This window comes from Pseudomonas sp. MWU349 (genome assembly GCF_017947325.1).
Taxonomy (GTDB): Bacteria; Pseudomonadota; Gammaproteobacteria; order Pseudomonadales; family Pseudomonadaceae; genus Aquipseudomonas; species Aquipseudomonas protegens.
In genome coordinates, this window is the sequence record NZ_JAFEVP010000003.1 from 576,112 (window position 1) to 588,721 (window position 12,610).

10 protein-coding genes are annotated in these 12,610 nt (G+C 62.9%); 2 read left to right on the forward strand and 8 right to left on the reverse strand.

The window, feature by feature from the left end; genetic code table 11:
* Window position 1: 1 nt before the first annotated feature.
* On the reverse strand, window positions 2-928 hold the full coding sequence (locus tag KCG88_RS14725; RefSeq protein WP_016966063.1) for a LysR family transcriptional regulator: 927 nt from the start codon (window positions 926-928) through the stop codon (window positions 2-4).
* 119 nt (window positions 929-1,047) lie between these two features.
* Here KCG88_RS14725 and fpr point away from each other — a divergent pair, with 119 nt between their 5' ends.
* Complete coding sequence (gene fpr / locus KCG88_RS14730) at window positions 1,048-1,827, forward strand: ferredoxin-NADP reductase (protein ID WP_016966062.1); 780 nt, start codon at window positions 1,048-1,050, stop codon at window positions 1,825-1,827.
* A 122-nt stretch (window positions 1,828-1,949) separates the two neighbouring features.
* On the opposite strand, the gene tsaA is transcribed toward fpr, so the two are convergent.
* The 5 genes from tsaA to rimO form a co-directional block, all read right to left on the reverse strand.
* Complete coding sequence (tsaA, locus tag KCG88_RS14735; RefSeq protein WP_210712617.1) at window positions 1,950-2,645, reverse strand: tRNA (N6-threonylcarbamoyladenosine(37)-N6)-methyltransferase TrmO; 696 nt, start codon at window positions 2,643-2,645, stop codon at window positions 1,950-1,952.
* 76 nt (window positions 2,646-2,721) lie between these two features.
* Entirely contained in the window at window positions 2,722-3,183 is a 462-nt protein-coding gene (locus KCG88_RS14740) for a DUF1456 family protein (RefSeq protein ID WP_047284181.1), read from the reverse strand.
* 67 nt (window positions 3,184-3,250) lie between these two features.
* Window positions 3,251-3,961, reverse strand: a complete 711-nt coding sequence (locus tag KCG88_RS14745) for an rRNA pseudouridine synthase (RefSeq protein ID WP_047335839.1) — start codon at window positions 3,959-3,961, stop codon at window positions 3,251-3,253.
* A gap of 82 nt (window positions 3,962-4,043) precedes the next feature.
* A complete protein-coding gene (locus tag KCG88_RS14750; RefSeq protein WP_047284183.1) occupies window positions 4,044-4,517 on the reverse strand; it encodes a GNAT family N-acetyltransferase in 474 nt (157 codons plus the stop codon).
* A 117-nt stretch (window positions 4,518-4,634) separates the two neighbouring features.
* Entirely contained in the window at window positions 4,635-5,972 is a 1,338-nt protein-coding gene (gene rimO / locus KCG88_RS14755; RefSeq protein ID WP_210712618.1) for a 30S ribosomal protein S12 methylthiotransferase RimO, read from the reverse strand.
* Between the two features lie 320 nt (window positions 5,973-6,292).
* On the opposite strand from rimO, the gene KCG88_RS14760 reads away from it, so the two are divergent.
* Window positions 6,293-8,194: a potassium transporter Kup gene (locus KCG88_RS14760; protein WP_047284185.1), complete on the forward strand. Its 1,902-nt coding sequence runs from the start codon at window positions 6,293-6,295 to the stop codon at window positions 8,192-8,194.
* A 237-nt stretch (window positions 8,195-8,431) separates the two neighbouring features.
* Here KCG88_RS14760 and KCG88_RS14765 read toward each other — a convergent pair whose 3' ends face one another.
* Both KCG88_RS14765 and mprF read right to left on the reverse strand, forming a co-directional pair.
* A complete protein-coding gene (locus KCG88_RS14765) occupies window positions 8,432-9,730 on the reverse strand; it encodes an AcvB/VirJ family lysyl-phosphatidylglycerol hydrolase (protein ID WP_047284186.1) in 1,299 nt (432 codons plus the stop codon).
* Entirely contained in the window at window positions 9,730-12,366 is a 2,637-nt protein-coding gene (mprF, locus tag KCG88_RS14770) for a bifunctional lysylphosphatidylglycerol flippase/synthetase MprF (protein WP_241774693.1), read from the reverse strand. Before mprF ends, KCG88_RS14765 begins: the two co-directional genes overlap by 1 nt.
* Between the last annotated feature and the right edge of the window lie 244 nt (window positions 12,367-12,610).

A 12,610-nucleotide genomic window follows, 5' to 3' on the forward strand; every position in this document is an offset into this window, starting at 1 on the left:
ATCAGGGAATGCTCGGCAGGACGATTTCGTCGCTGCGTTGCACCCCGGCGGTAAAGGCGCGACACAGTTCCAGGAATTCGCGCATGGCCGAGGTCTGGTACTTCTGCTTGTGCCAGATGAAGTAGAACTGCCGGGCCAGGTCCAGGCCCGGGGTTTCTACCGGCACCAGGCTGCCGCGGCGAAACGCATCGCGCAGGGCCAGCCTGGAAATACAGCCAATCCCCAAACCTGACTCCACTGCACGCTTGATGGCTTCGGTGTGCTCCAGCTCCAGGCGGATGTTCAGTGCGCTGCGGTGGTGACGCATGGCCTGGTCGAAGGTCAGCCGCGTCCCGGAGCCCTGTTCGCGGAGGATCCAGGCTTCGTGGGTCAGTTCTTCCATGCTGGCGTGGCCGCGTTTGGCCAGGGGATGCTGGGGCGCGCAGAACACTACCAGCTCATCCTCGACCCAGGTCTGCACCTCGATGTCCGGGTGGCTGCAGTCGCCTTCGATTAGACCCAGATCAATTTCGTAGTGGGCCACCTGTTGCACGATATGCGCAGTGTTCTGCACATGGAGCTTCACCTGGCTCTCCGGGTGTACCTGCATGAAACTGCCGATCAGCAGGGTGGCCAGGTAGTTGCCAATGGTCAGGGTCGCGCCCACCGACAGCGAGCCGAAGCCGGATTTGCCGTTGAGCAGGTCTTCGATTTCCTTGGCCTGGTCCAGCAGGGCCACTGCCTGTGGCAGCAGCTGTTTGCCCAGGGCGTTGAGGCTCAGGCGCTTGCCGGCACGGTCGAACAGCTGGCAGCTGGATTGGCGCTCGAGTTCGGTGATCGAGGTGCTCGCCGCGGATTGCGATAGGGAGAGCAGCCCCGCAGCACGAGAAACACTCTCTTGCTGGGCGACGGCGACGAAGACTTGCAGTTGACGGAGAGTAAATCGCATATCGATATAACCGATAACCCTTATCTTAATAATCCAGTTAACAGATATTGTCGCCGCCATTAGAATGCTGTGCAATTGCGCTCATGGTCAGCGCAGGCAATTTCTAGGAGCCCCCGTACATGAGCAACATGAACCACGAGCGTGTCCTCAGTGTTCATCACTGGAATGACACTCTGTTCAGCTTCAAGTGCACCCGCGACCCGGGTCTGCGCTTCGAGAACGGTCAGTTCGTGATGATCGGCCTGCAACAGCCCAATGGCCGTCCGCTTATGCGTGCCTACTCCATTGCCAGCCCGAACTGGGAAGAGCATCTCGAATTCTTCAGCATCAAGGTTCCAGACGGTCCGTTGACTTCCCAATTGCAGCATCTTAAGGAAGGCGACGAGATCATCATCAGCAAGAAGCCAACCGGCACCCTGGTGCTGGATGACTTGAAGCCGGGCAAACACCTGTACCTGCTCAGCACCGGCACCGGCCTGGCGCCGTTCATGAGCGTGATCCAGGATCCTGAAACCTACGAGCGTTTCGAAAAAGTGATCCTGTGCCACGGCGTACGCTACGTCAACGAAGTCGCCTACCGCGAGTTCATCACCGAGCACCTGCCACAGAACGAGTTCTTCGGCGAGGCTTTGCGTGAAAAGTTGATCTACTACCCCACCGTGACCCGCGAGCCGTTCGAGAACGAAGGCCGCCTCACCGACCTGATGCGCAGCGGCAAGCTGTTCCGCGACATCGGCCTGCCACCGATCAACCCGCAGGACGACCGCGCCATGCTGTGCGGCAGCCCGAGCATGCTGGAAGAAACCAGCGAAGTGCTCAACAGCTTCGGCCTGACCGTTTCGCCGCGCATGCGCGAACCGGGCGACTACCTGATCGAGCGCGCCTTCGTCGAAAAGTAGGGGCGAGCTTGCTCGCGAAGCCTGTCCAGTCAGCCTGTTCATGCTGACTGGGCACCTGCTCCCAGACACAGAAAAGCCCGCGTTGCCTTCCCAGGCAACGCGGGCTTTTTCGTTTCCGGGGTTCAGCCCGCCGGGACCACTTCCAGCACCCGGATCAGCTCCGGCTCGGGATAATGCCAGCGCACCTCCAGGTCCCAGAACTGCGCGCCGTATTCCCGCTCTGCAGTAGGCACCTGATAGGCCGGACGCGGATCCTGAGCCAGGCACTGTTCGATCAGCTCCACCAAGGGCTCTTGCAGGCGCTGAGCGTGGATCTGAGCCTGTTGCAGGGCATTGTCCTGCCACTGCACGGGAATAATCTGCGGCGCGGCGCTGGCGATCTCATTGCTCGCCGTGGCAATGATGTCGGCGTAGGGCACGTAGGGCTTGATATCGAGGATCGGCGTGCCATCCAGCAGGTCGATGCCGGAGATCCACAGGCGATTGGCCTCGACCTTGTCCAGCTTCACCACCGACTGGCCGATGCCATTGGGCCTGTGGGTGGCGCGGGTGGCGAAGACCCCCATGGACTTGTTGCCCCCCAGACGCGGCGGGCGCACCTTGAGCCGCGGCTTGTCCTCCAGGGCCTGGTGAAACAGGAACAGCAGCCAGACGTGGCTGACCTGCTCCAACCCTTGCACCGCCTCGCCCTGATCGAAGGGCGCCACCAGTTCCAATATGCCGCGAGCGGCCGGCGCCAGTTGCGGCTGGCGCGGGATGGCGAACTTCTCCTTAAAACAGGAGCGCACGAAGCCGATGGGGGAAACGCTATAGGTCATTTGGCAAGCCTCAAGCCTTGAGCTACAAGCCGCAAGCTACAAGCGTTGAACTGGCAGCTTGAAGCGTGCAGCTGTCTTAAGCTCTAACCCGCAGGGTCAGGCCCTTGAGGAAGTTGCGCAGCAGTTGGTCGCCGCAGGGGCGGTAGTTGGTGTGGCCGAACTTGCGAAACAGCGCGCTCAGCTCGGGCTTGGACACCGGGAAGTCGGCTGCCTTGAGCACGGCGTGCATGTCGTCTTCCTTGAGTTCAAAGGCCACTCGCAGCTTCTTCAGAATGATGTTGTTGGTGACCGGCAGTTCGATCGGCAGCGGCGGGCGGCTTTCGTCCTTGCCGCGCTTGAAGATCACCAGGCCATCGAGGAAGTGCGCCATGACTTCGTCCGGGCAATGCACAAAACCTTCTTCCTCATCCTTCTTCAGGTAGCTGACGATATCGTCCAGGCTGACCTTGAAACCGGTGAGCTTGATGATTTCGACGACCTTCTTGTCGCTGATGTCGAGCATGTAGCGCACGCTGCGCAGTACATCGTTATGAATCATGGTTACAGTCCTGATCAATGCGCGTGGAGCGCCGCGCAAGGGCACGGCGTCTGAAATGGGGGCGGCTTTAGAACTTCTCTTTGGCCGACAGGTAGCGCCACTGGCCCAGCGGCACCTTGCCGATGGACACGCCACCGACCCGGATGCGGCGGATGGCGACGACCTTGAGGCCGACGGCCTGGCAAAACAGCGCGATCACGCCCGGCTGCGGGTTCTTCATGGCGAAGCGCAGGCGGTTCTCGTTCTGCCAGCTGGCTTTTACCGGTGGCAGCTCGCGGCCTTTGTAGGTCAGGCCGTGGTTCAGGCGGTTGAGGCCGTGGTCGATCATCTCGCCTTCGACCTCGACCACGTATTCCTGCTCGATCTTGGCCGCGTCGGCAGTCAGCTTGCGCAGCACTTTCCAGTCCTGGGTGAACACCAGCAGGCCGCTGGCGTTGGGCTGCAGGTCATCGCTGGCGGTCAGGCGCAGGAAATGCCCGCGCAATGGACGTTTGCCGTAGCGGTGTTCTTCGGACAGGCTGTCGGCGCTGATGGACTGCAGGGCGCTGTCCAGGTCCTGGCCGGCGGGCACGTTGAGCAGGATGGTCACCGGCTCCGGCGCAGTGGCCTTGGCCTCGGGGTCCAGAGCAACGGTTTGCGTGCCAACCTTGAACTGCGGTTCGTCGATGACTTCGCCGTCTACGGTGACCCAGCCGCCCTCGATGAACAGCTCAGCCTCCCGGCGGGAGCAGCCGACCAGTTCGATGAGGCGTTTGGAGAGACGAATCGGGTCAGTCATGACAGGGGCCGTAACAAAAGAGGGCAGCTATTGTACCTGCCTGGCGCCGGTTAATCGCGGGTCCATTTGCTGGCTGTGGCTTTTAGCCGCGCAAGGACTGTCGCTGCGGCTGTTTGAGGCGCATGTGCAGCAGGGGGTAGGGCTGGCCCATGCCGTCCTGCTCCGAGCGCCCAACCACTTCGAAGCCTTGGCTGAAGTAGAAGCCCAGGGCTTGGGGGTTCTGCTCGTTGACGTCCAGTTGCTGGGCATTGAGGTGTTCCACCGCGTAGCGCAGCAGTTGCCGGCCCAGGCCCTGGCCTCGGTGAGCCGGGGCGATGAACAGCATTTCCACCTTGCCCGCCGCGACCCCGGCAAAGCCGGTGATGCGTTGGCGAGCATCGCGGGTGCAGATCAGCATCACCGCATCCAGGTAGCGGGTCTGCACCAGGTTGCGCAGCAACTCTATATAGCTGTCCGGGAGAAAGTCGTGGGTGGCACGCACCGAGGCTTCCCAGACCTGGGTCAGTTCCGGGTAATCGCTGAGTTTGGGTGTATGCACGACCGAGTGTTGGCGCATGCCGCCTGCCCCTGAAGTGATCGGCCGCAGAGATTGCAGGCCTGGCAGAGCAAACGATAGACCGAAAAAAGCCCCGCATCTCGTGGCGAGAGCGGGGCTTGGCAGTTTTTTTACGCCTTACAGGGTCTCGGCCCAGAGGTCGTATTCGTCGGCGTCGGTCACCCGGCACCAGACCTTGTCGCCCGGCTTCAGGTCGCCCGCGCCGTCGATGAACACATTGCCGTCGATCTCCGGGGCGTCGAAGAAGCAGCGGCCCACGGCGCCATTCTCATCCACTTCATCGATCAGCACTTCGATGTCCTTGCCGATGCGCTGTTGCAGGCGTGCCGAGCTGATTTCCTGCTGGTGCACCATGAAGCGCTCCCAACGGTCCTGCTTGACCTCGTCCGGGACCACTTCCAGGTCCAGGTCGTTGGCCGGAGCGCCTTCCACCGGCGAGTACTGGAAGCAGCCGACGCGGTCCAGTTGGGCTTCGGTCAGCCAGTTCAGCAGGTACTGGAAGTCTTCTTCGGTTTCGCCGGGGAAGCCGACGATGAAGGTCGAACGGATGATCAGTTCCGGGCAGATCTCGCGCCAGGCCTTGATTCGTGCCAGGGTCTTGTCTTCGAAGGCCGGGCGCTTCATGGCCTTGAGCACCTTCGGGCTGGCGTGCTGGAACGGGATGTCCAGGTACGGCAGGATCTTGCCGGCGGCCATCAGCGGAATCAGCTCGTCCACGTGCGGGTACGGGTACACGTAGTGCAGGCGCACCCACACACCCAGGGTGCTCAGGGCTTCGCAGAGCTCGGTCATGCGGGTCTTGACCGGCGCGCCGTTCCAGAAGCCGGTGCGGTACTTGACGTCGACGCCATAGGCGCTGGTGTCCTGGGAGATCACCAGCAGTTCCTTGACCCCGGACTTGACCAGGCGCTGCGCCTCGTCGAGCACGTCTCCCACCGGGCGGCTGACCAGCTTGCCGCGCATCGACGGGATGATGCAGAAACTGCAGCTGTGGTTGCAGCCTTCGGAAATCTTCAGGTAGGCGTAGTGCCGTGGGGTCAGCTTGATGCCTTGCGGCGGCACCAGGTCGATCAGCGGGTTGTGGTCCTGTTTGGGTGGAACCACTTCGTGCACGGCGTTGACCACCTGCTCGTATTGTTGCGGGCCGGTGACAGCCAGCACGCTGGGGTGCACGTCACGGATATTGCCTTCTTCGATGCCCATGCAGCCGGTGACGATGACCTTGCCGTTTTCCTTAATGGCTTCGCCGATCACTTCCAGGGATTCGGCCTTGGCCGAGTCGATGAAACCGCAGGTGTTGACCACCACGACATCGGCGTCCTGGTAGGTGGACACCACGTCATAGCCTTCCATGCGCAGTTGAGTGAGGATGCGCTCGGAGTCGACCAGAGCTTTTGGGCAACCCAGGGATACGAAGCCGACTTTCGGGTTGGCCGGCGCGGAGGGGGTGGACATGTCTAACCTCGGTATTGGGTGTCGAGCCACTTGGGGGGCAAGTGCGACAGTTGGGCGCTGGCTGCGCCTCTGATCAAAAAGTGCGCAATTCTAGCGGTGGTCGAGGCGCTTGACCAGCTTTATGCAGGGGAAATACGACGAGCGCTGGACTATGCTACTTCGCGTTATGCCCGGTGGTTTTCATACGGCTTTAGTTAGAGCCTTAGTGGTAATAAAAATCTGCAAGTTGCAGGGCAAACTGCACAAGTTTAGAGAATAGCGCTTGTATAACCTTGCGCTTTCTATATAAGAAGCCCCGGTCTTGGTAGTAGGAGTCATTGATGGGTCAGGCAAGTAGTCAGGCGGCGAGTGGCGAGCACTCCGGGGTCAAGCCTCTGGGGATGCTGGTGGCGGCGGTCGGGGTGGTGTACGGCGATATCGGCACCAGCCCGCTCTATACCCTCAAAGAGGTGTTTTCCGGCAGTTATGGTGTGCAGGTCAATCACGATGGGGTGTTTGGCATCCTGGCGCTGATTTTCTGGTCGTTGGTCTGGGTCGTTTCGATCAAGTACGTGCTGTTCATCTTGCGCGCCGACAACCAGGGCGAGGGCGGCATCATGGCCCTGACTGCTCTGGCTCGACGGGCGTCCGGTTCCTATCCGCGTTTGCGCTCGGTGCTGGTGATTCTCGGTTTGATCGGCGCCGCGCTGTTCTATGGCGACAGCATGATCACCCCGGCGATCTCGGTATTGTCGGCGGTGGAAGGGCTGGAGCTGGCGTTCAGCGGCCTGGAGCGTTGGGTGGTGCCCTTGGCATTGGTGGTGCTGGTGGCGCTGTTCCTGATCCAGAAGCACGGCACAGACCGTATCGGCAAGCTGTTTGGCCCGGTCATGGTGACCTGGTTCCTGGTGCTGGGCGGTCTGGGGGTCAATGGCATCCTCAAGCATCCTGAAGTGTTGCAGGCGCTGAACCCGGTGTGGGGCGTGCGTTTCTTCATCGTCCATCCGGGCATGGGCGTGGCTATTCTTGGTGCGGTGGTGCTGGCGTTGACCGGGGCCGAAGCCCTGTACGCCGACATGGGGCACTTCGGCCGCAAGCCGATTGCCCGTGCCTGGTTTGCCCTGGTGCTGCCGGCCCTGGTGCTGAACTACTTCGGACAGGGCGCGCTGCTGCTGGAAAACCCCGACGCGGCGCGCAACCCGTTCTACCTGCTGGCTCCGGGCTGGGCCCTGATTCCGCTGGTGGTGTTGGCGACCCTGGCCACGGTCATTGCCTCCCAGGCGGTGATTTCCGGGGCCTTCTCCCTGACCCGTCAAGCGATCCAGCTGGGCTATATCCCGCGCATGTACATTCAGCACACCTCCAGTGCCGAGCAGGGGCAGATCTACATCGGCGCGGTGAACTGGTCGCTGATGGTGGGCGTGATCCTGCTGGTGCTGGGCTTCGAGTCCTCCGGCGCCCTGGCCTCGGCCTACGGCGTGGCGGTGACCGGGACCATGCTGATCACCAGCATCCTGGTAGCGGCGGTGATGCTGCTGCTGTGGAAATGGCCGCCGGTGCTGGCGGTGCCGGTGCTGGTGGGCTTCCTGCTGGTGGACGGGCTGTTCTTCGCCGCCAACGTGCCGAAGATCGTCCAGGGCGGTGCCTTCCCGGTACTGGCGGGGATCGTGCTGTTCATCCTCATGACCACCTGGAAACGCGGCAAGGAGCTGCTGGTGGACCGCCTGGACGAAGGCGGGCTGCCGCTGCCGATCTTTATCGGCAGCATCCGCGTGCAGCCGCCGCATCGGGTCCAGGGCACCGCGGTGTTCCTCACTGCCCGCCCGGACGCCGTGCCCCACGCCTTGCTGCACAACTTGCTGCACAACCAGGTGCTGCATGAGCAAGTGGTGCTGTTGACCGTGGTCTACGAGGACATTCCCCGGGTCCCTGCGCAGCGGCGTTTCGAGGTGGATTCCTACGGCGAAGGCTTCTTCCGGGTGATCCTGCATTTTGGTTTCACCGACGAGCCGGACGTGCCGGAAGCGCTGAAGCTGTGCCACCTGGATGAACTGGACTTCAGCCCGATGCGCACCACCTACTTCCTCAGCCGCGAGACGGTGATCGCCTCCAAGCTCGAAGGCATGGCCCGCTGGCGCGAGGCGCTGTTCGCCTTCATGTTGAAGAACGCCAACGGCAACCTGCGCTTCTTCAAACTGCCGGTGAACCGGGTGATCGAACTGGGCACCCAGGTCGAGATATAAACCCGAGCCCCTAAAAGCCCCCGTTGCCTTGCGGCAGCGGGGGCTTTTTCGTTTCACGGACCCTGTAGGAGCGAGCTTGCTCGCGATAGCGGCCCGACAGCCAACATCAATGCCGATAACAGAACGTTTTCGCGAGACCTCCCCTGGTTTTTAATCCGCGAGGCCATTTAGACCATCGGTGTAAAAAAGCCCCCGCAACCTCAAGGCTGCGGGGGCTTTTGTCGGGCGAGGCTCAGCTCACTCTTGAGCGGTGGCCTGATCCTTGGCCTGGCGCTTCTCGATGGCATCCACCAGACGCTTGGCCAGCGCCGGGTAGTTCTCATCGAAGTGATGGCCCCCTGGCAGCTTCATGGCTTCACCCACGGCGGTCTTGTCGGTGCAACCGCTTTCATCGACCTCTTCCACGCCGTAGATGCACACCACCTTGGCGGCTGGCAGCTTGGCCATTTCCGGGCCGGTGGCGGCTTCCTTGCCGGCGTTGCCCAGCCAGCCCTCGACCTCGATCTCGAAGCTGCCGGTACGGGCGAAGGCCAGCAGGATAATGGCGTCGACCCGCTGCTGCTCGGCTTCCGGCAGGCGGTTGTAGATGGCCGGTAGCACGTCGGCTCCGAAGGAGTAACCGGTCAGCACGAAGCGCTTGGTTCCCCACTTCTGCCGGTAGTGCTGCATCAGCTCGGTGAGGTCGATGGCGCTCTGTTCCGGGGTCTTGTGCTGCCAGTAGTAGCGCAGGGTGTCGATGCCCACCACCGGGTAGCCGATCTTGGCCATTTCGCCGGCCACGTCGCGGTCCAGGTCGCGCCAGCCGCCGTCGCCGGAAAGGAACAGGGTCACGGTGTCCTTGGCCTGGCCGGCCGGGACTTCTACGACAGGAATGCTCAGGCCGCCGTTTTCCGAACCCACTAGCAGCTTGCGCAACTCATTGTTCAGCACTTGCGGCAGGTGAATGTCGTAGTCGCTGATGCTGGTGGTGGCGTTGGGGGTGTCACGCACGAAGCCGGCGCTTTCGTCATCCGGGTTGTCGTTCCAGGCCACCAGCCAGTGGCCGTGGGCCAGGGTCTTGGGCAGTGGGTCGGTACAGCCGGGTGCCGGGTTGATGGTGAAACCCACCGACACGGCCTGGGCCTTGTCGTCGTTCTGGGTCGCGATCCAGCGCCAGGCCAGGGCCGCGCCCGGGCCGATGCCGCTGACCAGGGTGGCCGGGCCACTGAGCTGGGGCAGGGCGTCTTGCAGGGCTTGTTCCTGCAGCTTGCAGTCGTCCTTGGGCAGGACCACCTGGACGATCTGCGCCGCGCCGCTGCGGCTCAGGGCCAGCAGTTGCTTGTCGGTCAGGGTGGCGTCAGGCAGCACCGCCACTACCACCCGGGCCTTGGCCTTGGTACCCGGGGTCACACGGGTCAGGGTCGAGCCGTCGGCCTGGGTCAGTTGTTCCAGGGTCGGTTCAGGGGCGGGGCGGTTCCACCACCAGTAGCCGCCACCCGCAATCACAGCCAGCACCACCAGTGTGGCCAGCAGATACCGCCAAGAGCGTTGAATCATCAGCGTTTCACCAATCCAGTCAGGCCGCCCGCGATCAGGGCGGCGGTGTCGGCCAGTGCCACCAGCGGGTCAAGCCCGGCCGGCACGGCCATGTAACGGGGTTCCCAGTCGGGCTGGAACTTGTCTTTGAAGCGGCGCAAACCTTGGAAGTTATACAGTTGCTCGCCACGGCGGAAGACCATCGAGCCCAGGCGCTGGGTCAGCGGTGCGCCACGCCGTGGTTGCAGGCCTGACAACGGCACCATTCCCAGGCTGAAGCGGGCGTATCCATGGTTTTTATAATGCTGGATCAGGCCGACCATCATGAATTCCATGGTCAGCTTCGGCGCGTCCGGGTGTGCGCGCATCAGGTCGAGGCTGGCCAGGTCGTGGCTGTAGGTCTCGAGCAGGTTGGCGAAGGCCACCGGGCGCCCTTCGAAACGAATGATGGCAATGCGGAAGTGCTTGAGGTACTCGTCGCTGAAGCGGCCCAGGGAGAAGCCTTTCTCGCGGACATTCTTGCCGGTCAGCCAGGCGTCGGAGATGACCTTCAGCTCGTCCATCGGTGCTTGCCCAGGCTCGTGGATCTCCAGTGACAGGCCGTCGCGGGTACCGCGGTTCCAGGTATAGCGCAGGTCCTTCATCTCCTTGCCTTTGGCTTCGAGATCAAAGCGCTGCAAGTCGACCCGGGCTTCTTCGCCGAGCTTGATCGCGGTCAGGCCGATGTCCATGTAGTAGGGCAGGTTCTCTGCCCGTACCTGGTAGAACACCGGGCGCGCGTGGTGCACGTCGCACAAGTCGCGGAACTGCCAGATCATTTCCGCGCGCTGCTGGGTAGGGCCGATGGGGTCGTACAGCGCCACCAGGCTGCGGCCGCGGCGGGCGTACATCAGGAAGGCGTCGTCGTTGGGGTGGAATAGCAGCGCCTTGTCACCGGTCAGGGCCAGGCCGCCATCGGGTTGGGAGGAGGCCATGAGGATCTTCGCCGCCTTGTCCAGTTCCTCGCTGGTGGGCAGGTGGATTACCGGGCGTGCGGTGCGCAGCAGCCAGGTCAGGGACACCACCAGCAGCAGCACCGCGGCACCCAGCAAGGAGCGCAGGCCACGAGGGGCGTCGGCGTCCAGGGTGAACTGCCACCACAGCTGATGGCTGTAGGGAACATCCTGATAGGCGAACAGCAGCAGCCAGATTGAAGCCCCCAGTACACAGACGCTGGCCACCAGGTACAGCGGCGAGAACGGCAATTCGGTGAGGCGGCTGGGGCGATAGAACGAGCGGCGGAACACGGCCAGCAGGCTGGCGGTGAGGGTCATCAGGCAGGCTTCTTCCCAGTCAAAACCCTTGAGCAGGGAGAGCAGGGCACCCACCAGCAAGAGAATGGTGGTCAGCATCCAGGCCGCCGACAGGCGCCGGCGCAGGCCCTGGGCCAGCAGTAGGCAGAGCACGCCGATCAGGCTGGCGCCGAAGTGCGAGGCGTCCACCAGGCGATGGGGAATCAGGAAGCCGATGTGTTGCAGGCGGGTATCGATTTCCGGGGTAGCGCCGGAAAACAGCAGGACCACGCCGGAAAGGAACACCAGCACCGCGAGGATCGGGGCCGCGAGGCCGGACGCCACCCGCAGCGATTGCCGGGTCTGGAACAGGCGCTGGGCTTCGTTGATCAGCAGCAGGACGCAGGCCACCAGCATCGGCAGCACCACGTAGATCAACCGGTACAACAGCAGTGCCGCAGCCAGGGGGGCGGCACCGAGCTTGTCCGCGAAGGCCGCCAGCAGGATCGCTTCGAACACTCCGACACCACCGGGCACGTGGCTGAGTACCCCGGCCGCCAGGGCCAGCAGGTACACCAGCAGGAAGGCGCCGAAGGGCGGTGCTTCCGGCAGCAGCAGGTAGAGCACGGTGGCGGCGGCGGCGACGTCCAGGGCGGTGATGATCAGTTGCAGGAAGGTCAGGCGCCGCCCGGGCAGGCGCAAAGTGCGGCGGCCAACCCGCACCAGCAGGTTGTCGCGCAGGGGCTGCTCAGGCAGACGTCGGCGATAGATGCCAACGGCCAGCACTGCCCCCAGCAGCAGGATGGCCAGGGCGATGCCCGCCAGCAGGCTTTCCGGCAGACGCAGGGCCGCGGAGGCTGCCGGCAGGTTGCTCAGTGTGGCCAGGGCCGCCAGCGGAGGCAGGGCGCAGCCCAGGGACAGGCTGGCGAACAGGGTCATGTGGGCCACATCGGCGGCCCCCAGCCCATGGCGGGCGTACAGCCGGTAGCGCACAGAACCGCCGGAGAGCAGCGACAGGCCAATGGCGTTACCGATGGCGAAGGCCGTGAAGCCACCCAGGGCCAGGGTGCGGCCAGGCAGATTGACCCCGGCATAGCGGCTGGCCGACCACTCGTAGCCCAGTAGGATGATGAAGCCGACGATGGTCGCGCCCAATGCACCGAGCAGGGCCGGCTTGGGCACTTCGAGGATCGAATCGTGCAGCGCGTAGAAGTCCAGCTCGCTGAGCAGGTGGCGACAGGCGATCAGGGCAATGGCGAATAGCAGCAGGGTCACGGCCAGGCCCAGCGGCTGGCGGTATTTGCTCAACAGGTCCAGCCAGCGCAAGCGAGTGACTGTAATGGGTTGAGTGGCGGTAGCGGTATCGGCGTCTTGTGAGTCAGACATGTTGGCGCGCATCAATCACCTCGTGGATTGTGCGCGACAGGATGGGGGTATCCAGCCAAGTTACCAATCCCTGTAGAAAAAATAATTTCAAATATTAACGCGTCTCACCGGGGGCCGGCGAGCCTGCGCGATCAACGCAAGATGGTTGCCCCGAGACAGAGCATAGCTTGCATGGTGAAGAGTCGACGCGCTGCTAAAGGTTCGCAACACATTGCCAGATCATTGTTGCCAAAGGACTTTTTCG